21 protein-coding genes are annotated in these 24252 nt (G+C 57.2%); 12 read left to right on the top strand and 9 right to left on the bottom strand.

What is annotated here, in order from left to right:
• Positions 1–81 precede the first annotated feature (81 nt).
• Genes JW885_08515 through JW885_08505 form a run of 3 tightly spaced genes read right to left on the bottom strand, consistent with a single transcriptional unit; the run spans position 82 to position 2933 of the window.
• Complete coding sequence (locus JW885_08515; protein ID MBN1882199.1) at positions 82–810, bottom strand: hypothetical protein; 729 nt, start codon at positions 808–810, stop codon at positions 82–84.
• 7 nt (positions 811–817) lie between these two features.
• On the bottom strand, positions 818–1615 hold the full coding sequence (locus tag JW885_08510; protein MBN1882198.1) for a formylglycine-generating enzyme family protein: 798 nt from the start codon (positions 1613–1615) through the stop codon (positions 818–820).
• A 25-nt stretch (positions 1616–1640) separates the two neighbouring features.
• Positions 1641–2933, bottom strand: a complete 1293-nt coding sequence (locus tag JW885_08505; protein MBN1882197.1) for a zinc-ribbon domain-containing protein — start codon at positions 2931–2933, stop codon at positions 1641–1643.
• A 160-nt stretch (positions 2934–3093) separates the two neighbouring features.
• Between JW885_08505 and JW885_08500 the strand changes: the two genes are divergently transcribed.
• The 7 genes from JW885_08500 to JW885_08470 all read left to right on the top strand — a co-directional run bounded on the left by JW885_08500 (position 3094) and on the right by JW885_08470 (position 11089).
• On the top strand, positions 3094–4395 hold the full coding sequence (locus JW885_08500) for a glycerate kinase (protein ID MBN1882196.1): 1302 nt from the start codon (positions 3094–3096) through the stop codon (positions 4393–4395).
• A gap of 207 nt (positions 4396–4602) precedes the next feature.
• Entirely contained in the window at positions 4603–5274 is a 672-nt protein-coding gene (locus JW885_08495) for an SH3 domain-containing protein (GenBank protein ID MBN1882195.1), read from the top strand.
• A 64-nt stretch (positions 5275–5338) separates the two neighbouring features.
• Positions 5339–6739 (top strand): CoA-binding protein, encoded by a 1401-nt coding sequence (locus JW885_08490; protein MBN1882194.1) that lies wholly within the window; start codon positions 5339–5341, stop codon positions 6737–6739.
• Positions 6740–6797: 58 nt separating this feature from the next.
• Positions 6798–7613 (top strand): prolipoprotein diacylglyceryl transferase, encoded by an 816-nt coding sequence (locus tag JW885_08485; protein ID MBN1882193.1) that lies wholly within the window; start codon positions 6798–6800, stop codon positions 7611–7613.
• A complete protein-coding gene (pyk, locus tag JW885_08480) occupies positions 7610–9016 on the top strand; it encodes a pyruvate kinase (protein ID MBN1882192.1) in 1407 nt (468 codons plus the stop codon). The genes JW885_08485 and pyk overlap by 4 nt, the downstream gene beginning before the upstream one ends.
• A gap of 136 nt (positions 9017–9152) precedes the next feature.
• Positions 9153–10268: a hypothetical protein gene (locus JW885_08475; GenBank protein ID MBN1882191.1), complete on the top strand. Its 1116-nt coding sequence runs from the start codon at positions 9153–9155 to the stop codon at positions 10266–10268.
• 140 nt (positions 10269–10408) lie between these two features.
• A complete protein-coding gene (locus JW885_08470) occupies positions 10409–11089 on the top strand; it encodes an SH3 domain-containing protein (GenBank protein MBN1882190.1) in 681 nt (226 codons plus the stop codon).
• 168 nt (positions 11090–11257) lie between these two features.
• Here the strand turns inward: JW885_08470 and JW885_08465 are convergent, their stop codons facing one another.
• The 3 genes from JW885_08465 to fabG are packed head-to-tail and all read right to left on the bottom strand — an operon-like array spanning position 11258 to position 12842.
• Entirely contained in the window at positions 11258–11728 is a 471-nt protein-coding gene (locus tag JW885_08465) for a hypothetical protein (protein ID MBN1882189.1), read from the bottom strand.
• Positions 11729–11735: 7 nt separating this feature from the next.
• Positions 11736–12077 carry an acyl carrier protein gene (locus JW885_08460; protein MBN1882188.1) on the bottom strand — a complete coding sequence of 114 codons (342 nt, stop codon included), beginning with the start codon at positions 12075–12077 and terminating at the stop codon, positions 11736–11738.
• 18 nt (positions 12078–12095) lie between these two features.
• On the bottom strand, positions 12096–12842 hold the full coding sequence (gene fabG, locus JW885_08455; protein ID MBN1882187.1) for a 3-oxoacyl-[acyl-carrier-protein] reductase: 747 nt from the start codon (positions 12840–12842) through the stop codon (positions 12096–12098).
• A 232-nt stretch (positions 12843–13074) separates the two neighbouring features.
• Between fabG and JW885_08450 the strand changes: the two genes are divergently transcribed.
• The 4 genes from JW885_08450 (at position 13075) to JW885_08435 (ending at position 17753) form a co-directional block, all read left to right on the top strand.
• Positions 13075–13959 carry an alpha/beta fold hydrolase gene (locus JW885_08450; protein ID MBN1882186.1) on the top strand — a complete coding sequence of 295 codons (885 nt, stop codon included), beginning with the start codon at positions 13075–13077 and terminating at the stop codon, positions 13957–13959.
• 17 nt (positions 13960–13976) lie between these two features.
• On the top strand, positions 13977–14240 hold the full coding sequence (locus JW885_08445) for a hypothetical protein (protein MBN1882185.1): 264 nt from the start codon (positions 13977–13979) through the stop codon (positions 14238–14240).
• A gap of 36 nt (positions 14241–14276) precedes the next feature.
• Positions 14277–14996 carry a DUF3179 domain-containing protein gene (locus JW885_08440; GenBank protein MBN1882184.1) on the top strand — a complete coding sequence of 240 codons (720 nt, stop codon included), beginning with the start codon at positions 14277–14279 and terminating at the stop codon, positions 14994–14996.
• 513 nt (positions 14997–15509) lie between these two features.
• Positions 15510–17753 (top strand): PAS domain S-box protein, encoded by a 2244-nt coding sequence (locus tag JW885_08435; GenBank protein MBN1882183.1) that lies wholly within the window; start codon positions 15510–15512, stop codon positions 17751–17753.
• A gap of 397 nt (positions 17754–18150) precedes the next feature.
• On the opposite strand, the gene speB is transcribed toward JW885_08435, so the two are convergent.
• Positions 18151–19005 carry an agmatinase gene (gene speB / locus JW885_08430; protein MBN1882182.1) on the bottom strand — a complete coding sequence of 285 codons (855 nt, stop codon included), beginning with the start codon at positions 19003–19005 and terminating at the stop codon, positions 18151–18153.
• Between the two features lie 195 nt (positions 19006–19200).
• Between speB and JW885_08425 the strand changes: the two genes are divergently transcribed.
• Positions 19201–20898: a DUF262 domain-containing protein gene (locus JW885_08425; protein ID MBN1882181.1), complete on the top strand. Its 1698-nt coding sequence runs from the start codon at positions 19201–19203 to the stop codon at positions 20896–20898.
• Positions 20899–20976: 78 nt separating this feature from the next.
• Here JW885_08425 and JW885_08420 read toward each other — a convergent pair whose 3' ends face one another.
• Positions 20977–22566, bottom strand: a complete 1590-nt coding sequence (locus JW885_08420; protein ID MBN1882180.1) for an NAD(P)/FAD-dependent oxidoreductase — start codon at positions 22564–22566, stop codon at positions 20977–20979.
• A 58-nt stretch (positions 22567–22624) separates the two neighbouring features.
• Positions 22625–24211, bottom strand: a complete 1587-nt coding sequence (locus JW885_08415) for an NAD(P)/FAD-dependent oxidoreductase (GenBank protein MBN1882179.1) — start codon at positions 24209–24211, stop codon at positions 22625–22627.
• Between the last annotated feature and the right edge of the window lie 41 nt (positions 24212–24252).

The following is a 24252-nucleotide window of genomic DNA, read 5'->3' as shown; positions in this document are numbered from 1 at the left end:
AAGAAGTGTTGCAGAAACGAAACACTTTGTGAAAGAACGGTCCCTTTACAGAATACGGGATTTTCAGTAGATTATCGGGCTTCAGGGCAGCACCGTAACGGCGGTGACAAGGAGATCCGTAAGGGAATCGGCGGCGCGGCCCATACCTTTAAAAAAACGAAGCACGGGGATGAGCCGCCTGGGATGGCGGGCGAAAAAAAGGACGGCCCGCATCGGCATGATGTCTCCTTGGGCGTCAAGGAAGCCCGACAGTGGAGGAAGCGTCTGGTCGGCGGTATCGGAGATGACCCGGAGCGCGAGGTGGGGTACGCCTGTGGCCTGTGCCTCCAGGGCTGTGGCCGCGCTCTCCATATCCACGGCCAGGGCGTCGTATCGGCGAAATAATTCTTTCTTTTCCGATGCATCCGGTATGAAGCGGGGGGTGGAGAGGAGACTCCCCGCGGCCGTCCCGGGACGGGCCGAGAGGAGCTTTGTGTGTATTTCCTGTGGGGCGTCGATCCGTGCGTCCGATTGGTCGACAATCCGAGAGGGAATGACGGTATCTCCCAGGGCAAGGGAGGGGTCCAGGCCGCCGGCGAATCCGGCGGAGAATATCAGGTCCGGGCGGTGGCGGTGAATGAGGGTCCTGGCGGCGATCCGGGCTTTTTTCATGCCCACACCGCTGATGAGGACGAGAATCTCCTTTTCCTCATGGATGCCGCGGTAGAGGGGAAGCCCCCCCGATGTTTCCCGGTCGAGGACACCCAGGCGGTCAAGGAAGCCTTTCACCTCCCGGGGGAGGGCCGCGATAACGCCGATCCGCGTTTTCATCACGATGTCAGCGGGCGTCTCGTGCGCAACGAAAGCCGACGGTCGGAAGCGATCGATAGGAAGGCGGCCCCTCGCTTCGTCCATAGACCGTCAGGGAGTCCGGTCCGCTGGCCCAGTCGCCGCCGCGGAGTGTATGGGTGGTGCCTTCCATCGGTCCCGAGGGATTCTTCGACGGGGCGTTTCGGTAGTAGGATGCATCGTACCAGTCGCCGACCAGCTCCGACACGTTGCCGGCCATATCGAAAAGACCATACCCATTTGGGGGATAGATACCCACCGGCGTCGTGCCGTTTCGCTTTCTGTCGTAGTTCGCCCGGGTCGTGTCCAGGTCGTCTCCCCAGGGGTGCGGGCTGTCCGTAAGGCCGCCCCTGGCCGCCCGCTCCCACTCGGCCTCGGTGGGGAGTCTCTTTCCCGCCCAGCGGGCGAAGGCTTCGGCCCCGGAGAAATTGACCATGACGACCGGGTGATCTTCATACCCCGGCTCCACCTCAAAACCGCCGCCTACTTCTTTTATACGGCATGATTCGCTTTCGGTGAGTATCCACGGAATGCCCTCGGTTTCCCGATTGCCCTTTTCATTCAGGAAGGCGGCGAAATCGCTGTTTGTGACTTCGAACCTGTCGATGAAAAAGCCATCGACGCTCACCTCATGTGGCGGTCGCTCGTCGGTGCTTCCGGCCATGTTTCCCATGACGAAGGCGCCGCCGGGGATGAATACCATGTCCGATACGTCCTGAGCGAAGATCGGTACGGCGCAGAATGCTATGATACAAAACGATAGAATAACAAGGGATAGTTTTCTCATAGTGGTGTTCCTTTATCCGTAGAAATTACCGGAGGCCCGCGAGGTCTTTTTCGATGGTGTCAATGATTTCTGTAAAAAAGGGAAACACGGAGGGCGTCGAGATGAAATCCTCGTGGATGGATGCAAGTCGCGCCGCCTCGGTGGAATGATCAAGGAGTGTTCGTTGATCGAGGAAAAACGATACAAACGTCACCCGGTCGAGGGTATCGCGATACTTGTGGAGGAATGCCATATTCTCATCGATTTGAAAGAAGCAGCGGGACATCTCCTCCAACAATGATGTCGTATATGTCTCCCGGGAGGCGTAGGGAAGGTCCGTCCCCCACTCGCTTCCCGCATAGATATCGGGCTGTAGCATTCGGTCGATAAACGATACCGTAGCCAGGAAGAGATCGCCGGTGGCGGTTACGGCGGCGTACAGGGGATGGTGAGTCCTTTCTGTGCCGTACTCCTCCCGGTACAGGGTCAAAAGATAGGCGCCTTCGGCGACGGAGGCGATGTAATACGAATCGGACACCCCCACGTCCAGGAAGATCTGCAGTCGCCGGTATTCCTCGAACATTGCGAAGGAATCCTCGATAAACGCCTTTTCCGCCTTGAAGGGGAGGTAAAAACGGGTGACGACGAGGATGCCTGCCGTCGCCAGGATGAGTACAAGCAGAACCGAAGACAACACGGCCCTGGGGGGAGAGAGCCGCGGGAGATTCCGGACGGCGGCGGACAGCGACGATATGGGGAAGAGCTTTCGCCTCGGTTTGATGACGTGTGCGTCCGTCTCCCCCCCGTCGTATTCAACCACTTCCTCCAGGATGAGCGGCTCATCCTCGTCGAGGGCGTCGGGGGCCGTCTCCATGTCGTCGGGCGCACCGTCGAGGACCGGTTCTCCGCCGTGTGTTGTTTCGTCGAATTCATCCGAGGTGCCCGCGGCGGACTCCTCATCCCGGGGTCGTTCGGGAACGCCGAATTCATCGAGGGCCTCATCGATGTGTCCGAGGTCGGTGGGTAAATCAAGAAAGTCCTTCACGTCCGGATCGGCCAGAAGCTCGTCTATCTCGTCCGGGCTGTCATCCAACATGACGTCATAGATGGATTGATTCATGGCCGCTTCTATGGCGTCGGCGTGGGCGGCGTGGATATCATCTGTGACAATGACGTCCTCTTCCGCGTAAACGCCGGCCGCCGGACCTGCGCCCGTTTGAGAGAGAGGAACCGTGAAGTTCTCCCTGCAGCCGGGGCAGCGCAGCCTGCCGGATGACGCCCTGAGCCTCTCTTCATCGACACTACCCGAGATGCCGCAGTGCGGACAGGTGACTTTCATGGGATCAATGACCTAAGTATAATTATGGTATTGATTTCGATTGAGTATTATGCAAGAATTGCCTTTGATTATAAAGAGATACCTGCAAAAAATCAAGCCGCTTTGTCCGAAGCCCGCGCGAGCATGACTTTTTAAAAAAACAATGACGGAAGACGGAAATTTGTCACATACTGTTTTGTTTGATCACGTGCGGGAGATGTTCTCGGCTGCGGTGAGTGCGGTTGAACCGAAGGCGGCGGTGCTCCGGGTGCTAGAAGACCCGACACTGTTTCCCGGCGGGACGGACGGGGTATATATCGCGGCCCTGGGCAAGGCGGCCCTCCCGATGGTGGAGGCCGCGCGGGAGAGGTTGGGGGATCGGATTCGGAGGGCGGTGGCCGTCACCAAGGGGGGGCACGGAAGAGACGTCGAGGGGATTTCCATCATAGAGGCGGGCCACCCCATCCCGAATGAAAAAAGCGTCCTGGGCGCCCGGGAAATCCTGGATCTCTGCCGGGCGGCGGGAGAGGGCGACCTCGTGCTGGTGCTTGTCTCCGGGGGCGGATCGGCGCTGGTGACGGCTCCCGTGGACGGGATAACACTGGATGACATTAGGCGGGTCAACGAGCTTCTGGTGGAATCCGGCGCCGATATATACCAAATCAACACGGTCAGAAAACATCTTTCCCGCATCAAGGGGGGTAGGCTCGCGAAGGCCGCTTTCCCCGCGAGGGTCCTCACCCTGGTGCTCTCCGATGTGGTGGGGGACGATCTCTCCACCATCGCCTCGGGGCCCACGGCGCCGGACCCCACCACCTTCGCCGATGCGCTCACAATACTGGAGACATACCGGCTGAAGGAAAAGGTGCCCCGGTCGGTCCTTGATCACCTGGAAGCGGGACGCCGAGGCGAGCGGGAGGAGACCCCCACGGTCGACGACCCGGTCTTTCGGCGGGTGACTCACGTTATCGTGGGCGGCGCGTCCACGGCATTGAGTGCCGCCCAACAATGTGCTGCAAATCTTGGTTATTCGCCCCTGGTGCTGTCGTCGATGTTTGAGGGGGATACCGGGGAGCTGGCCCGATTTCACGCCGCGGTGGCCCGGGAGGTGAAGCGGTATAATCGCCCGGCGGCGCCTCCCGTCTGTCTCATTTCCGGCGGGGAGACCACGGTGCACGTAACCGGGAGCGGTAGGGGGGGGAGAAACACCCACTTCGCCTTGGAGTTTGCGAAAGGAATTGACGGGGTTGAGGGGGTGGCGGGGCTCTTTGCCGGAAGCGACGGCACCGACGGCCCCACGGACGCCGCCGGGGCCTTCGTGTCCGGGGATACGATTTCCCGGGCGCGGCAAAAAAACCTCGATGCCAAAGCATATATCATAAATTCTGATTCCTATACATTCTTTCAGGCGCTGGGCGATCTGTTTATAACCGGGCCCACCAGAACCAACGTCATGGATATCAGGCTGGTGTGTATCGTCTGAGCGGGGGGACGACTTGAGGGGAGGGGGGCGCAAATGTGTGACAAGGTATTGTCGTCTTCCGCACAGGGGGCACGGTGTCGACGCCGCCTCATGCACATGGGAGGGGCGGCATCGATTTACAAAAAAACGTCCCCCCGGGCAGAGGGCGACGCGATACAGGCGCCGGGGGGTGGGGAATCATCGACAGGAGGAATCATGAGGCGGAGAATGATACGTCGGACCGTATTCTGTGCCCTGCTGTGCGCCGCACCGGTCTGGGCGATGACGGCCGCGGCCGTAGAGCGCACAGCGGTCATCATCGGCTCCCGGGTGGCGGTGCATACCGTGCCGGACGGAGATGCGGCGGTTGCGGGATACGTCAACGAGGGGATGGAGGTTGTGGTGCTGGGCCGCTCGGACACGACGGAGACCCGGGGCGAATACCGTGACTACTGGTATCATGTGTCATATCGCAGCGGGACCGGGTGGGTGTACGGCCAGTTTTTGACGCTCAGCTCCGGGAAGAGCCCGCTTCCTCGGATATTCACCGTCCGGGAGTTGGAGGAATGGTGCGTTCTGGAGACGGACAACCTCTCCCGGGTGAAAGATGAAGGGCTTTTTCCCGAGCTGGCGGTGCTGGCGGGGCGGTTTCTCGATGATCTCGAGGCGTGCGGCGACGATTCCATATTGGCTGTTCATGCCGATTTGATCAATGGGTACCGGGGGCTCGCCCTCTACTACCAGGCCCTGGGATACGCCGGTGCGGGGATGACGAAGGAGGCCGTGTCCGCCCGGGATATGCTGGCGTCTTCCTACGGCGGCGCGACCCTCCCGGACGGCGGCAGCGCCCGGGATCTGGTCGAGGAGATCGACCGGGTATTGGGCGAGGTCTCGCCGTGACGGGTTTTGTGATGCCGGATCGGGAAACGGGCATCGATTCGGGTGGAATAGATGAGGAGCGGAAATGAGTGATGTCGACTTTTTCTTCAACCCGGAAAGCTTCGCCGTCATCGGGGCGTCGGAGAATCCGAAAAAGGGCGGCAATATCGTTATCAGGAATCTTCAGGAGTTCGGGTATCGGGGAAAGATATATCCGATAAATCCGAAGGGGGGGATCATCGCGGATCTTCCGGCCTATCCCTCCCTGGGGGACGTCCCGGGAAACATTGAGCTGGCCATGATCGTCATTCCCCGGGATAGGGTTCCCGGTGCCGTGCGAGAGTGCGGTGAGAAGGGGGTCAAGGGGGTAATCATCTCCACCGCCGGTTTTTCCGATTCCGGCGAGGAGGCGGGACGAAAGCTGGAACAAGAGACACGGGAGATCGCCGCAGGATACGGCATGCGCATCATGGGGCCAAACAGCATCGGCACCATCAACGCCACCGACGGATTCGTCACCTCCATCACGTCGCTCGTGCCCCCGAAGCACGCCGGCGCGGTCTCGTTTTTCGGGCAAACCGGCATGTTCGCCAGCGGCTTCTTTCGGTGGATCACCTCGTCCCAGCATTTCGCCGTCTCCAAGGTGGCCTGTCTGGGCAACAAGACCGATATCGATGAGACGGACGTTCTCGCCTATCTGGGGGATGACCCGGAAACCTCGGTGGTGGGGGTCTATTTTGAGGGCGTCTCCCGGGGAAGACACTTCCTCGACACGATCCGGGAGGTCTCCTGCAGAAAGCCCGTCGTGGTGCTGAAATCCGGGAGGACCGAAAAGGGCGCCCGGGCGGTCTCATCCCATACCGGTACCCTGGCCGGGGAGGACGGGGTGTATGACGGGGTGTTTCGGGCGACGGGGGCCGTTCGGGTGGACGACTTCGACCACTTCTACGATTGTCTCAAGGCCTTTTCCTTCGTGCCGCTCCCCCGGGGAAGGCGGCTGGGGGTGGTCTCCATCACCGGGGTGGGATGCGTGCTGACGGCGGACTATACGGATCTCTACGGGCTTGAGATACCGCCCCTGAGCAGTGATGGGGCCGCCCGGATGCGGGAGGTTTTCCCGGAGTGGGCCCGGGTGGCCAATCCTGTGGATATGTGGTTCGCCATAGAGAACGTGGGTCCCCGGCGGGCCTACGAGGTCATCACAAACGCCCTGGTTAAGGAAAAGGATGTGGATATGGTTCTCGCCATATTCACCCTCATCCCGGAGTCCGATTTCGACGCGGCCGATATATTCGCCGCCATCAGAGCAAAACACCCGGACACGCCGATTCTGGCGTGCTTCATGGGCGGGGAGCTGTCCCAGTATTCCCGGTGGCGGGAGGAGTTTGAACGGCAGGGCATACCGGTCTTCCCCGGACCGGGTCGGGCGGTTTTCGCCGCATCCGCCCTGGTTCGATATGCTGAATTCCTGGCGACCGAGAGGTAAGGGCGGGATCGAAAAGAAAAACCTCATTGATACATACCTATAAGGAGACTGTTTCGTGATTCCCTATCCGCATATTGATCCGGTTATCGTGAAGCTGGGCAGGTTCGAGATACGCTGGTACGGCATGATGTACGTGCTCGGTTTTATCGCCGCGTTTTTCATCATCAGGTATCTTGCCGTCAAGAAGAAGGTGCGATTGTCCGGTGATGACCTGTGGGACTACCTGTTTTATCTGATGTTGGGGGTTCTCATCGGCGGGAGGCTCGGGTACTGTCTCTTCTACGCGCCGGTCTATTACTTCCACGCCCCGCTGAAGATCTTCGCCCTCTGGGAGGGGGGAATGTCGTTTCACGGCGGTTTTTTGGGGGTCGTGCTGGCCACCGCCTATTACTGTTGGAAAAAGAAGGTCCATTTTTATGACGTGGGCGATATCGTGGCCGCCGCGACGCCCGTGGGATTGTTTCTGGGCCGCATCGGCAACTTCATCAACGGCGAGCTCTACGGCAGGGCCGGTGATGCGGCGTGGTGCATGGTCTTTCCCACGGACCCGGAAGGGCTGTGTCGCCATCCGTCCCAGCTGTACGAGGCGCTTCTTGAGGGACTGGTACTCTTTGTGATCGTCTTTCTCCTGAACATCCGCGGGGCGACCCGGGGCGTTGCCATGTGGACCTTTATTCTGCTCTACGGGGTCTTTCGCTTCTTCGTGGAATTTTTTAGGCAGCCGGACCCGCACCTGGGTTTGATCCTGGGGCCGTTCACCCTGGGGCAGCTCTTGACCGTCCCGATGATCCTTGCGGGGGCGATCATGATCGTGATACTGTGTGTACGGCGGGGGGAGAGCGCCCCGTCGGTCGTGAAGGGGAAAAAATCGTGAGACACTCGAAGGTCGTTTGCACCATCGGTCCCGCCTCGGAATCGGAGGACATGATACATCAGCTTGCCCTGTCCGGGATGGACGCGGCCCGGCTCAACTTCTCTCACAGCAGTCCGGAAGAGCATCATGAAGTGCTCAAGCGGATAAGAAAAGTCGAGCGGGAGTTGAAACGTCCCATCGGCGTTATCATGGACCTCGCCGGGCCGAAGATCAGGGTCGGCGATATCCCAGGCGGCGAGATCGAGATCACCCGGGGGGAGACCATCACCCTCTCGGCGACCGCAGGAAACGATGTGACCGTCGTTGTCGACTATCCGAACCTTGCCGATGAGGTGCGGACAGGGGAGCGGGTGTTTATCAACGACGGCAACGTGGAGCTTCTCGTTGTGGATAAGGACAACAAGCGACTGTCCGCCCAGGTGGTCAGCGGCGGACTGATCACCCCCAGGAAGGGCGTAAACCTGCCGGATACCCGCCTGACGGTTCCCTCCATGACGGATAAGGATAGAAGCGATCTCCTGTTCGGCCTCGATATCGATGTGGACTGGGTGGCCGTCTCGTTCGTGCGAAACGCCCGGGACGTGGCCGAGGTGAAACAGATTATCTCCGACAGGAAGAAGAATACGCCGGTGCTGGCGAAGATCGAAAAGGCGGAGGCACTCCGGGACATCGACGCGATCCTGGAGGAATCGGACGGCCTGATTATCGCCCGGGGGGACCTGGGCGTGGAGACGCCCCTGGAGGAAGTGCCCCTGGTGCAAAAGCGCCTCATCGATCTCGCCAATCGCATGGGGAAGCCGGTCATCGTCGCCACGCAGATGTTGGAGAGCATGGTGAGAAACCGCCGTCCCACCAGGGCCGAGGTGACCGACGTGGCGAATGCCGTGATCGACGGCACAGACGCGGTGATGCTTTCCGAGGAAACGGCGATAGGACAATTCCCGATCCAAACAGTGGCCACAATGGTCCGCATTGCGGCCAGCGCAGAACAGGGCCTCTTTACCCCGGAGCGGGAGTGGAAGGTGGAGGGATACACGGAGGAGAGCATCACCCATGCCGTGTGTCACGCCGCCTATCACACCGCCAGAGACCTAAACGCTGCGGCCATCGTCACCCCGACCAGCTCCGGCACCACCGCCCGCATGGTGGCCAGGTATCGCCCGAAGCAATCGATCATCGCCCTGTCCCCCTGGGAGGACACCCTCAGGCGCCTGACCATATCCTCCGGGGTGATGCCCCGGAAGGTGAAGTTCGAGGACAGCCTGGAAGACAATATCAAGACCGCCCGGCAGGAGGTGTTGACGACGGGCGTCGGGAAGGAGGGGGATATCATCGTGGTGACCGCCGGTCCCCTGGGGGGGGTGCCCAAGACGACCAATCTCATCCAGGTGGAGATCATCTGACATGAGTTGATGGTGACGCGCTACATCCCAATACGAATCGGCGTCGATGCCGTTTCTATTTCACAATTCCCTCACGATCCGATCGGACATACGCTGAAAACGACATTTCCAATATGTGTATTTTGAAGGTCGGGACATGAACACACGAGAGCGATTTCACGCGACGTGCAGGTTCGAGCGACCGGACAGGCCCATCCGCTACGAGGCGCTGGGATTCTGGGACGAGACGATCGACCGCTGGCACAATGAAGGGCTGCCGGAAACGGTGATTGACGCGGCCTTCACCGCCCCGGATCACTTCGGTTTTGACACGCTGAGTTGGCTTCCCATCATGCCGAATACCGATTATGAGCCCGGATTATGGCCCATTTTTGAGGAGACGGTCATTGAAGTGACCGACAAATATATCATCAAGACCGACGTGGGGGGCAATACCGTCAAGGTCATGGCCGACGGACGCTCCACCATCCCCCAGTACCTGGATCATCCGGTCAAGACCCTGAAGGATTTCGAGGCGCTGAAATGGCGTCTGGACCCGGAAACCCCCGAACGATACACGGAATTTTTGGACCCGATGTGCGCCCTGGCGGCGTCCTACGGGGACGACACCTACACCTGCGCTCACCAGTGCGGCCTGTTCGCCACCTGGCGGCTCCTGATGGGGCTGGTGGGGACGTCGATCGCCATGAGAAGAGACCCGCAGCTACTGCACGCCATCGCCGAGCACTGGGTGCACCTCAACGAGGTCGCCATCAAGAAAGTGCGGGAGAAGGCGGTCATCGACTGGGTTTTCTTCTTCGAGGATATGTCCTACCGCAACGGCCCGATGATTTCCCCCAGGGCGTTCGAGGGATTCATGACGCCCTATTACTCCCGGCTCATGCGAAGCCTCAGGGCCGATACCGACATCACCGTGTTCTGCGCCGATTCCGACGGCGACGTCTCGCAGCTTATCCCGCTTTTCATCGAGGCGGGCATCAACATGATGCTCCCGTTCGAGGTCAGCGCCGGCATGGATGTCAGAAAGGTGCGGGAGGCCTATCCCGATCTCGTCATCCTGGGGGGGCTTGATAAAATGGCCCTCTTCGGGGATGAGACGGATATCCGGGCGGAGGTCGAGGAGAGGGTGCCCTGGATGCTCCGGTGGGGTGGATACATCCCGTCGCTGGATCATAATGTGCCGCCGGAGGTGTCGCTCGAGAACTTCGAGCGATTACTGGATCTTGTCAGGGCCGCCCCCGAAAACGGGTAGGGGCGGGGGCCGCGCGACGGCTCTCTGTATCGCCGGGAGGATGCGAAGCAAAAGAATGCTTCCAAAACGAGGCCGATGCGTTATAATAGATGCGGAATGTGAGGAATTTTTCGTATCGATCGTTTATAGGAGACATACAGATGAAGCGTGTTGCTGTTCTGATCGTTCTGTTGCTTGTGGCGTGCGCCGGTATTACGGTGATGGCCGCCGAAAACGCCACCATCACCGGAGACGGTTTGAGGCTTCGGGAGTACCCCACGACGGACGCGAAGGTGATTGACAACATGAACAAGGGGACCCGCGTGGAGGTCCTGGCCCACACCGAGTCCACCGATAGCATCGACGGCTTTACCGGTTACTGGTACAAGATCCTCTACAAGGGAAAAATCGGATACGTCTTCGGGAAATACATCAGCACCGATGTCGGCGTGTATATACCGGGGGAGAACGAGGTGACCGGCACACCGGCGGCTCCCACAGGCACAACCAAGGCGAACATCGAAGACATCCTGGGCGACTGGCCGATGCATTTCGACGCCCCGAATATCACCTTCAGCTTTTATCCGGACATGACCGCCAAGTACGTCGAGAACACCTTCGTGGCCGATGGGACACGGGTGGTGAGTTACCCGCCGATCTGGGGGAGTTATACCTTCGACGGCTATACCATCAATGCGACCTGGAACGACGGCACCACCAGCACCTTTATCGTCGAAAAACAATACGGCGTGACGAGCCTGTACCTCAACGGTCAAATCCTGCCGCCGGAGCTCCATATGCTCACACCGGACGATATGGAGACCTTTCATCAGTATGATTAGTCGTCCCGACGGACGGCGAAAGGTCACATTCGCGGGAGAATGTCCCTGTATTGAAAAACGCCTCTCACATTTCGTGGGGGGCGTTTTCCATTCGGCCTCGCCGGGTTTTTCCGGATGATTCTTTCGATTCCAACGGCGATGGGGCGGGTCGTGCGGTGCGGGTTTCAATTAACCTGATGTCTTTTGAGGGACCGAGAACGTCAGCTCGCCCCGGGCTATTTCGACACCGTCGACTTCGGCCCTCCCCTTGAATTTATAGAGATCCCCGAAGCTTCGGGTCATCTCCACTGTGCAGGAGACGGTATCCCCCGCCTGTGCGTCTCCGGAAAAAACGACATCGGAGATCCTCACCAGATACCCGACCCCGGGCGGTGCGGCGGGTGCTTTTTGCGCTCCCGTCCCGAATACGCTTCCCCCGGCTGCGATGAAGGCCGCGGTCTGGGCCATGGCTTCGATCAACAGACTCCGGGGCAATATTTTTTCTCCGGTGTCATACTCCCGGAGAAGCTCGCTCGATTGATCGACGGTAAAAACGCCGACCCCCCGCCTGCCGAACTCCGCCGATAACACGGCGTCGATCAGCAAGAACGGGGGGCGATGGGGGATGACCCGGGTGATATGTGACGGGTCGTAACGCATCGGTCAACTATTCGGCGCCTTCGTCTTTTCGCTCCCTGGCGACGAAATCCGCAAGGGCGGAAAGCGAGGCGAAGGCTTCCTTGCCCACATCCTCATCCGGGATGACGATGCCGTAGGCTTTCTCCAGGGCCACGACCAGTTCCAGGGCGTCGATGGAATCCAGTCCCAGGCCGTTGCCGAACAGCGGGTCGTCGGCGCCGATGTCCTCCGGCGCCACGTCCTCAAGCTGCAGGCTTTCTATGATCAGTGTCTTTAATTCCGAAATCAGTGTGTTCTTATCTTCCAAGAATACCTCCTGGTTGGTGTTCCGAAGCTCTATTACCTGTGGTATGATCGCCCGTGACGGCATGATCGGGGGATATCCCCGTCAGATCAAGCCCCCGTCCACGGTGATCACCTGTCCTGTGATGTAATCCGATTTTTCCGAGGCCAGAAACAGCACCGCTCCCGCCACCTCTTCGGGCGTTCCGAATCGTTTCATGGCGATGCCCTCCAGCATTTCTTCAGCCGCGTTTTCCGGGAGTTGATGGAGCATCTCGGTCTGTATCATTCCCGGGCAGACGGCGTTCACGTAGACGTGAAACCGCGCCAGCTCCCGGGCCAGGGACCTGGTGAAGCCGATGACCCCCGCCTTCGAGGCTGCGTAATTGGTCTGCCCCGCCCGTCCGATGACGGCGCTGGGGGATGTGGTGTTGATGATCTTCCCGTATTTCTGGCCGATCATCAGCCGGGCCGCGGACTTGCAGCAGGTATAGAGGCCCTTGATGTTGACGTCCATCACCCGGTCCCAGTCGTCCTCGCTCATGAACATCAAGAGCTTGTCCCTGAGGACTCCGGCGTTGTTCACCAGGATATCGAGGCGTCCCGGGTTTTTTCTGATTTCGCCGAACATGTTCTCGACGTGGGCGGTATCGGCGACGTCCGCCTGGATGGCCCGGGCGTCCCCACCTGCCGTCTGTATGTCGGCGACGGTTTTTTCGGCCGCCTCCCGGTTTCCGGCGTAGTTGACGATGACAGAGGCTCCCCGCTCGGCCAGGGCCATGCTGACCGCCCTCCCGATGCCTCGGGAGCCGCCGGTGACCAGGGCCACCTTACCTGTAAAATCAAAATCCATAGTTTTGTATAAATGGAATATGTAAAAATGTAAAATAGCCCGCTTTGTCCGTTTAGTCAAGGGAAAATCTCGTCGTATCGGAAACCGACGCTATCCCGCGGACAATACCGCACCGCGATGACGATGACGGGGCGGTGTAAAACCTTTGACTTTCCCATACGAAAATACGTATACTTGTTTCACCGGTCGGCCCGTAAAGCCGTTTCGCGTCGATATTTTTCGGGAGGGGGATATGGATGTGATCAGGACGCCTGATGAGCGGTTCGAGAATATCTCGGACTTTCCTTACACACCGAACTACATTGACGTCGGAGGGCTTCGCGTTCATTATGTCGACGAAGGGGCGGGGGAGACGATCATGTGTCTCCACGGGGAGCCGACGTGGTCCTACCTGTATCGGAAGATCATCGCCGGACTCTCGGACACCTATCGGATTATTGCGCCGGACTTTATCGGGTTCGGCAGGTCCGACAAGCTCTCCCGAGAGGCGGACTACACCTTTTTATTGCACCTGAACACATTGGAGGGATTCATCGGAGATCTGGGCCTTTCCGATGTGACCCTGGTGGTCCATGACTGGGGAGGGATGATCGGCCTTCGGTTTGCGGTGCTCCACGAGGAGGTGGTCCGTCGGCTGGTGATACTGAACACCGGCCTCCCCACCGGTAAGAAACCGGGGAAGGCGTTTTTGGAGTGGCAGAACTTTGTCAGGAACACGCCGGACCTCCCCATAGACCTGGTGATGCAAATGGGGGTGCATGACAAGAGCCTTTTGACCGATGAGGTCATGGCCGCCTACCTGGCGCCGTTTTTCGACGCCGCCTCCAAGGCCGGCGCCCGGGCCTGGCCCCTCATGGTGCCGGTAGAAGAGGATCAGCCGGCAGCGGAGCACAACCGGGACACGAGAGAACGGCTCAAGACGTGGAAAAAGCCGGCCCTCGTGATGTTTTCCGATAAGGACCCGATCTCCGTCGGGGCGGACGAATTTTTCAGAAAACTCATCCCGACGGCGAAAGATCAGCCCGCCGTCACCATTGCGGACGCGGGCCACTTCCTCCAGGAGGAGAAGGGAGAGGAGATAGCGGAACGTATCCGGGAGTTCATGGCCCGAACATGAGAGAGGCGGAGAAGCATATGACACACAAAAAGCCGGCCGGGACACGTGGTGCGTCGAAAATCGATCGGATGAGCACCTCGCTCTTCGTCCCCTTTGACGTCACCCGGACCTTTCCCCTGCCCGACGCCCTCGAGACCCGTGTCGTCCGAAAAGACGAGCAGGTACTGGTGCTGGAGCCGGGGGAGGGTCGGCCGCCGCTTGCCTTTGTGACCTCCCAGATCACCTATCACCACATCGCCCAGGGGGAACTGGCGGGGGTACCGTTTGCGGTGACCTTCTGAGCGGAGTGCAATACCGGGGTGGGCATGATCCCGGAGGTGAACGGACGGAGACTGACGTTTTACACGGGCGGTCTCTCTGACGGGCTTATCGTTATACGGGACCGGGAGACCAGATCCTTCTGGAACCACATCACCGGCGTGTGCATAAAGGGGGAGTTGACCGGGGAACGGATGACGCTGGTTCCGCTGCTCCACACGACCGTCACCGGCGCACTTAAGCGGTATCCGGCGGCGCACCTTGCGTATTCCCGACAAACCCTATTTCAAAGGCTGATGTCGTTTTTCATAGAGCTCAACCGCGTGTACGTGGGGCGGTTCACCCTTCCCTTTCTCAAAAAGACCCTCACGACCATTGACACAAGACGGCCCTCCTGGGAGCTGGGGCTGGGGGTGTGGATGGAGGAGGCCGACGGTTCTGTTTCGGCCCGGTACTACCCAATCAAAACCATCAGGCGACTGGAAAGATCGGGGAGGGGGCTGATCGACGTGCTCTCCGGGAGGAAGCTGTTGATCTGTTTGGATTCCCGGAACAGCGTTCCCGGGGCGATCATGCTTACGGCCCCCGGCGCCCGGGAGGCGACAATCGCCCGGCGAGAGGGCACGGAGATCGTCCTGGATTCCGGGGCGGAGTTTATTGGGGGGGACCTGTTCGACGCCGAGGGCGCCCCGCTGTTCGCGCCCCGGCCCATGCAGCTTTACGCCCGGTGGTACGGGTTCGCCGCCACGTTTCCGGGGTGCGATATCTATGAGGCGTGAGTGTGGAAGCGGAAAAAACGGATAGCGCACAGCGGACCGATATAAAGAAAGGATGTAACAGATTCGCCCGGGAATTTCGGAGAGAAAGGAGTGATCAGGCTATGGAAAACATCGTAGGTCTTGAATGACTTTTTATTCGATGCCATACCGCTTCATGACAGTACGTTTTCATCCGAAAATAATATCCAACCACATGTCGCATCCGCCATCAAAACGCCTCGTGATAATCACTGCGGATTTACTCACCACATACAACCACCTCACCGCTCGTCTAACAGTGCGCCTTTCCAGACCCTGAAAGATACTCATAGATAAGCCACCGAGGATTCTCCCGAAACACAATCGGCTCCCCATCCCAACCCCTCTGCGTGATTAGTCGCCGTTTTTCCCGTTACATCCCAAAATAGCCTACAGAAGGAATATTGTAAAGATTTGTATACATACCGAAAATTATTTGATAGAATTAAATGAAAATAGAAGGTTTTTTGTCCATTAATATTCAGGGGTAATGCTATGAGTCGTGAGAGGAAGAACGAGTTGAGCATCAGCCCTGACATGTTTGAACAGTATCTTCATATTGCGGAGGTCATGATTCTTCTCCTTGATCGTGACGCACGTATCTCTTACATCAATCGAAAGGGTGCACAGATCCTTGGGTTTGAAACATCTCAATTAATCGGGAGCAGATGGATTGACAACTTCATCCCGGAAAGGAATCGGGAAGAGGTTGAAAACATTTTTCATGAGATTGTGACGGGTAAGTTGGAGATGTTCGGCTTCTATGAAAATCCTATTCTAACGAAGTCCGGGGAAGAGCGCATCATCAGGTGGCACAATACGGTGCTCAAGGATGGTGATGGAGAGCTTATCGGCGCCCTGAGCTCGGGAGAGGATGTCACGGAGCGAAGAATAATTGAAGAAGCATTGCAGAGATCCCGTGACGACTGGGAAAATATCTTTCAGGCGGTTGGAGATCCGACCTTCATTCTTGATACGGACCATAAAATCATCGATGCAAACAGGGCGGCCGTGGAAGCGTTCGGTACCCGGATCGAAGAAATAACGGGACAGTACTGTTTCCGGTTTTGTCATGGTCTGGAATCCCCGGCGGAGGGGTGCCCGATGAAAGAGATCCTGAAATCGGGGGATTTTCAGAGAAAGGTTATGAAAATCGAGACGCTGAATGGGACGTTTCTTGTATCGTGCACCCCGATTCTAAAAGATGGTGAGATAGAAAGAATAATACACGTTGCGTCAGATATAACGGAACAGAAGAGAATCGAGGATGAATTAATCGACAACCAGGAAAGATTCCGCTCCCTGGTGGAGGATATCAACGATGTAATTTTCAGCCTTGATTTATCGGGCACTATCACCTATATCAGCCCGGTCTTTGAAAGGATTTTTTCTTACGACGTCGATACGATGGTGGGAAGCAACTTCATGGAATATATTCATCCCGATGACCTGCAGAATGTGCTGGTAAGCCTGGAAGGAGTCCTTGAGGGTGATATTAAGCCCTACCAGTATCGAGTGATCGATAAGGATGGAACACCTGTTTTTATTGAATCATCGAGTCGACTCGTGTATCTGGATGGAAGTCCGGTCGGTCTCACCGGTGTCCTGAGGGATATCACGGAAAAGAAGAAAATGCAGGAGCAGTTTCAACAGACCGAAAAACTTTCAAGCCTGGGCGAAATTATTTCCGGGGTCGCCCACGAGTTGAATAATCCCCTTACCACCATTGTGGGGTTTTCCGAGCTGGTGATGAAAAAAGATGTGCCGGAAGGTGTGAAAGAAGATCTGAAGATAATTTACGAGGAAGCGATCAGAAGCTCCAAGATAATCAAATCCCTGTTGACGTTCGCTCGCAAGCACACCCCCGAAAAAAAGATGATCAAAATCAATGATGTCATCAGGGAGGCGTATAAACTCAGAGAGTATGAACTCAGAGTCGACAATGTGAATACCGAATTTGAGCTCTCAGAGGATCTTCCTGAAACCTGTGCGGATCCATATCAGCTTCAGCAGGTGTTCATTAATCTCATAAACAACGCACATCACGCCCTGCTGGAAAAAAACTGTGGGAGACTGAAAATCACAACCTGTCGGGAGGGGAATGCTATCTGCATCGTATGCGAAGACAACGGCCCCGGTATATTGAATGAACACATAAGCAAGATTTTCGATCCCTTTTTCACCACCAAGGAAGTGGGGAGGGGAACGGGACTCGGATTGAGCGTCGTATACGGCATTGTCAGCGAGCACGATGGAGAGATATCGGTGGAGAGCGAGGAGGGGAACGGGACAAAATTCACCATCAGGATACCCATCATTACAAAAGAAGCCGATTCTCTCAAGACGGATACCGCCGAATATAAAAGTCCGGAGGGCGCGGTATCCATCCTTGTTGTCGAGGATGAGAGTCTCTTGAGAAAATTCATCTCTACCGTTCTGATTTCTGAGGGATATAATGTAGAGGATTGTGAAAGCGGGGAAGAGGCCATTGAAATGATCAAGAAGGGGGATTTTGACCTGATAATCTCGGATATGAAGATGTCGGGCATTGGCGGTCAGAATCTCTATACATATGTCCAGAAATATTATCCCGACCTTGTTGAAAAAATGTTGTTTATTACGGGCGATGTGCTCGGGCGGGAAACCCAGAACTTTTTCAAAATTTCGGGATGTAAATACCTGGAAAAGCCCTTCACCTCATCAAAACTGCTCGTGTATACGAATGAATTGCTCGACTGACACTCTCCTTTAGATGTGCCGCCGCATACGTTTCTTTCCTCCGCAGTCACCATATTGTGTTTTCCCATCAGCCGATCGATATCATGAGTGTCAAGCGCAGCCTCGATGGGCGGGTTGGTGGAAGGCCGCGCCCGGAACGGGATTGGGACGTACGTGGGTGTTGGGAGGGCTTTTGGGGTCTGACGAACCCGATGATAATGCGGGTTGGACGGGGGTTGATGAGGATGAGTATCGAGGACGGTCCGGCAAAGAAATGATATGGAAGAAACAGCGCCGCGGGGTGCGGGTGCGTGCGGGAATGAGGAAAAAGAAGGACTTTTTCAGCACATGACGGTATCGGTAAATCGGACGGATTAGATATGGTTGAGGGTCGTCCCGGAAGGGGAATCCCGCAGGTCTATTTTTTTATCGATTCCAGCATCTTTCCCGCGATTTCCTTGACGATCTTCGCCGCTGCGGCGGCGGTGATCCCGGATATGTCCCGGGAGGGATTCAGTTCCACCACGTCCGCCCCCACGACGGGCGACCGCTTCGAATCGATGGACTGGATGATGGAGAGGGCGTGACGCACGGTCATACCCCCCGCTTCGTGGTGGGATACCCCCGGCGCGTGGGCGGGGTCCAGCACATCCAGGTCGAAGGAGATATAGACGTCGCCGGAAAGGCGCAGGTCCGGTTTCTCCGACAGGTATCTCATCTCGAAGGTGTCCACGCCGAAACGTCGGGCCTGCTCCCGCAGGTGGCCGGTGATGCCCCGCAGCCCCACCTGTATCAGGCGCCGGACGTGGCGTTTTTCCATGATGCGGGCGAACGGGGTGGCGTGGGAGTCTTTTTTTCCGTCAAACTCGTCGTACAGGTCCGGGTGGGCGTCGAATTGGAGTATCGTCAGGTTCGGGTGGCTCCGGGAAAAGGTCTTGATGATGGGCCAGGTGATGTAGTGATCCCCCCCCAGGAAGATCGGCCGTTTGCCCAGGGTGGTCAGGAGCTTGACGGACGCCTCGATGCGCTCGAAATGGTCCATATTGTCGGTGAACTCTACGTCTCCCAGGTCCGATAGGTTCCCGTCCGCCTCCAGGTCGACCCCTCCCTCCGTCCAGAGGTTTCCGCCGGGGGAAAAGAGGACCTCCCGGATGGCTGGTGGGCCGTCGGCGGCTCCCCGGAGGAACGACGAGTATTTGTCCGAAGGCAGACCAAGTATCGTCACTTGCGCCGTCGAGCCGGCCAGCAGGCTGTCTTCCAGGATATTTTTCATGATAATGTACTAAGTAATGCGGTCAGGCTGCTTTCTTATATCAGTTTTTGCGAAAATATTCAATATATTCGCAAACAATTTTACTCCATTGAGCTATTTAGATATAAATATACTTGACTTGATTATAATTATGATATAAATTATGCTATACTATAGCGCACATCACATATGAGACGGTAGTAAAGAGGTCCATGTATGAAATTTTTAGATGCGAATGAAATATCCATCCTTCAGCTCCTTTCGGATCAAAGCAAGGCGTACCGGGTGCCTCTGTATCAGCGTCCCTATGTGTGGAATGACGAGCAGTGGCAGGAGCTGCTTGATGATCTGACCAACCTCACGGATTCCGACGTTCACTTCCTCGGCTCGTTCGTGGTGGTGCCGGATGATGTGACCGACACGAACATCGATACCTTCCAGGTGGTGGACGGCCAGCAGAGGCTCGCCACCATTTTGATCTGGCTGGCGGCTTTGAAGGACATCTTCCAGCGCCGGGGCGAGGACAAGGTGGCCGATTTCATCTCCGATTATTTTTCCATCGACCAGGTGCGGGGCGGCGAGCGCACCACCCAGCCGAAACTGATCCTCTCCACTTACGATGACGAGGTGTTCAGCTCCATCCTTCGGGGCAAAATCCCGGACGATCCCACCAATCTTCTGGTCAGATGCTACCACTACTTCAGGGACGAGAGCCTCCGCTACGGCGATCTGGAGGACCTCTACACGAAGCTCTTAAATCGCGTTTCGGTGGTGCACATCAATGTGTTCAGCCACCTGAACGCCTTTCGCCTGTTCGAAACCCTCAACGACCGGGGGCTGGAGCTGTCGTCGGCGGACCTGATAAAGAACTTCATTTTGATGAAGGTGGCGGAAGACCGGGAGACCTTCGACCTGGTGATCTCCCGGCTCAACGACATGTACGACCGGCTGAGGGATCGTGATCCGGTGACGTTCTTCCGCCGGTACATCCTCTCACGCTTTCGGGGAAAGGTATCCGAGGCGAGGGTCTATGAGCGCATCCGGCATATTATCGAGAGCCTGTCGGTGGAGGATGTGCGTGATTTCGCCGTGGATCTTTCCGAGAAGGCGCTGCTGTACGAAAAAATCCTCGACGGCACCACGAAATCGGCCGACGTCAATCGCAGGCTCAGGAATTTAAACTTCATCAAGGCGTTCGCCGCCCATTCTCTGCTGCTTTTGGTTTTGGAGGCCTTTGAGGAAACGGATGCGCTTTCGGAGGAGGACGTGTCCTGTATCCTGGGCGACATCGAGACCTTTCATATCAGGTGGGCGGTGTGCAACCGCTTCGCCGGCAACCTCGACAAGATGTATAACGACCTGTGTGTGGTCCTGGGGAGTGAGGCGCCCGATCGATTCCGTGCGTTCATCCGGGAATTTCTCACAAGGCTCCTGGAAGAAAACCGGGTAACCGACGAGATATTCGAAAACGATTTTATCTCCCGTCATTTCAACCCGAACGAACCGAAAACGAAATACATCCTCCATCGGCTGACGACGCCGACGGTACCGGTGTCCAACGGCGTTGATTACCGTTCGGTCCATACCGAGCATATCATGCCGAAGCGGCTGACCAACCAGTGGAGGGACTACCTGAAAAGAACCGGTCGGAGCGACGACGAGATCGCCATGCTGCACCGGGAATACCACAACCGCATCGGCAACCTGACGCTCATCAAGGGGGAATGGTATCTGAAATATTCGAACAAGATGTTCAACGAGAAGATTACGGAGCACCATTACCGGGACTGCGAGTTTGACATCACCAAGAAGCTTGTGGAAAACGGCGGAGAGTGGAGCTTTGAACGCATCGAGAACCGGTCGGAGGAACTCTTTGAGATCGTCAGGAGGCACAACCTGTGGCGTATGGACTGACCTGAGTATACAGACATACCGCGGATAAAAAGCCGGATGGTATCCCCATCCGGCTTTTTGTATGTCTGTTTTTTTGGATTAGTCGGTTCGGAGTGCGAAGAGGCTTTTGCCCCGGTTGACGGCGCCGTCCGTGATGATGTCCACTACCTGCATCCCGTTGACGGCCCCGCCGTAGATGCCGTGGGCGAACTTCGGGAGGTAGAGATTTTTAATCGGGGTCTTCATCGGGAGCCGCTTTGGGCCGAACTGGTTGACGGTGGTCGCCATGTCGAAGATGCTGGAGGATGGAGAGCCGGAATAACGGCGATACGTGGCCGGGGTGGATATGTCCGTCTCGACGATATGGTCCTTTAGGTTCGGGACGAAATATCTCTCGGCGATGTCGATGAAGAAATCCGCCCATCTTTGTTTTTCTTCCCGATATTTCTTTTTGTCCCCCTCTCGCCACTGCTGCCACATCCCGGGGGCGAAGGGCACCACGTTGATGGTGATCGTGTTCTTCCCTCCGGTGGTGAGAGACGGGCAGATGACCGCGGCATGGAAGCAATCATCACTGTAGAGATTTTCGTTCTGTAAAAACCCTTCGAAGAGTCGTTCGGTTGTGCCGACGCCGGTGGATATGACATTGAACGGATAGTCCAGATCCAGAGCAGAAAGGTCGATTCGGTCGTCCAGGCCAAGGGCCACGTTGAAGGCCGAGGGCGACATGACCGTCTTCACAAGACGCCTGTGATATCGATCGGGCAGGTGCTCCGCCCCCACCAGGGTGAGCATCGAGTACATGGTGTCCGCGGTGGTGATGACGTGCTTTGCCCGAATGATCCGATTTTCCCCGGAGAGCATGACGCCCACAGCGACGCCTCCCTCCACTACGATTCGTTCCACCTCACCTTTCAGGAGCATTTCGCCTTCCCGCTCCTGAAAGGAGACAGAGAGCTTCGCCGGGAACGAGTCGAAGAAACCATAGAGACGAAAGGAGGCGGTCATCGAGGCCAGCATCCCTCCCACGGCGATGATCGCCGAGGCCTTATCAGAGGGGATGCCGGAGAACGCATTGAAGGTCTCCAGCGCCTCCCGGAGTTTCGGATCGTCCAGGCCGAAGCGATCCATCATCACATCGAATGTGCGATTGAGGTTTTTGGTCACCGTGGGGGCGACAAAGGGGGTTTTAATCATATCCAGGATCGACGGCGTCGCCTTGAGGTGGGTGAGCTGCTCCATGATTTTGAGGGATTCATTCATGAAGGCCTGGATGTTTAGTTTCTTTTCGGGAAAGAGGTCGGAGAGATAGGCGACGAAGGTATCGGGTCCCGCGGGAATGCGGTATTCGTCAACCTCGTCCCCATGGACCACCAGACTTCGCATGTAGGTGCCGGAAAACCGCCTGAGGGGGACGTCGATATCCAAAAAATGGAGAATATCGATGATGTCCGGGAAGAGCTGACTGGTCTCGAAGACGTAGTCCCCCCGGGTGTACGCGGTGACGTAGCCGCCCGGATAGGGATTCTTCTCCACGATAAGCACCCGGGCGGTCGGATCGTGTTTCAGGTAAAAGAGGCCCGAGAACAGACCCGAAACACCGGCCCCGACGATGATCACATCAAAGTCGTCGGAGCCCGTGTAATTAGAGCGAATCTCTTCCTTTTTCAGCGTCGGTCGAGCACCCATCTTCCTCTCTCGAAGGAGTCAGACTATTTTTTCGATGCCCATCCCGGGGGAGGAATCCTCACACCCGGGGGTTGAACAGAGAGTTACCGTCGTTGAAGGCCCGATCCAAAATCAGGTCCACCACCTGCACGCCGTTCATCATCCCTCCGTAAATGCCGTGGGCGAACTTGGGCTGGTAGAGGTTCTTGACGGGGGTCTTTATGGGGAGCCGCTTCGGCCCGAACTGGTCGACGGTGGTCGCCATGTCGTAGATGCTGCCGGTGGGGGATCCCGAATAACGCGCGTAGGTGGCCGGGGTGGCGATATCGGTGTATACGATATGCTTTTTCAGATTCGGGATGAAATATCGCTCGATCTTGTCGATGAAAAAGTCCGCCCAGCGCTCCTTCTCTTCCTTGTATCGTTTTTTGTCCGTCTCCCGCCACTTTTTCCATTCTCCCAGGCCAAAGGGCACGCCGCGAATGGTGACGGTGGGCTTGCCGCCGGTGGTCAGGGAGGGGCAGATCAGTGCGGTATGATAGCAGGTTTCGGAGAAGGCGTTTTTCCCCTCCAGGACCGCCTCGAAGAGCCGTTCCGTAGTGCCCAGCTCGGTGGAGAGGACATTGTAGGGATAGTCGAGGTCCATGCCTTCCAGGTCGATCTTATTGTCCAGCCCCAGGCCCACGTTGAGGGACGATACGGACATGAGGGTGCCGTCAAGCTGCTTGGCGTAGGAGGCGGTGAGGTGTTCCGTCCCCACGAGGCCCTTCATGGCCACCGTCGGATCGATGGTGGTGATGACGCGGTCGGCCTCGATCATCCCGTCGTCCCCGGTGATCCGTACCCCCTTCACCACGCCGTTTTCCACCACGATTTTCTCCACCTCCGCCCCCAGCCGGAGCTCTCCCCCACGCTTTTGGAAGAGATGGCTCATGGTGGCCGGGAGTTCGTCGTAGTAGCCGTAGGGCCTGAAACAGCGGACCATGGACGAAAGCATGGCGCCGGTGGTCATAATGGCCGAGGCGTAATCCGACGGCACGCCGGAGAAGGCCGCGAAGCTTTCCAGCACTTCCCTGAGCTTCGGGTTGGTGATGCCGAATTTGTCCAGCAATTTGCTGTGTGTGCGGTTGAGGTTGGCCACCACCTTGGGGGCGGCGAAGGGGATCTTCACCTTGTCCGAAAACGTCATGATGCTCTTGAGCTTTCTGACCTGGGCGAACAGATCCACCGAGTAGTCCATCAGCTTCCTGATCTTCTGGGCGTCGTCGGGGAAGATGCTGATGAGGTAATCGGTGAAGTTTTCGGGACCGGTGGGAATGCGGTATTCGTCCACATCATCACCGTGGACCACGAGCCGCCGCATGAAGGTTCCCTTGTACTGCTTCAGCTTCAATTCGATATCCAGGTATTCCAGGATGGCCACAATGTCCGGTGTCAGCTGGGTGGTCTCAAAGACGTAGCCGGAACGCTCATAGGCCGTCACGAAACCGCCGGGATACGGATTCTTTTCCAGGATGAGGGTTTTCGAGTCATCCACATTTTTCAGCCACAAAAGTCCCGTGGACAGTCCCGTGATGCCCGCTCCGATGATGACCATGTCGTACCGGTCTTTTCCGGAAAAGTTCGATTTGACGGTCTCTTTCGCAAGTGTGATCTTTTTCGCCATGACAACCTCCGTTTTCCTGTGCCTCGACGCCGTCTTGCGCC

Source organism: Candidatus Zymogenaceae bacterium (assembly GCA_016931225.1).
Classification (GTDB): Bacteria; Desulfobacterota; Zymogenia; order Zymogenales; family Zymogenaceae; genus JAFGFE01.
Note: the sequence above shows the minus strand (reverse complement) of the source record. Positions and strands in the feature narration are given on the sequence as shown.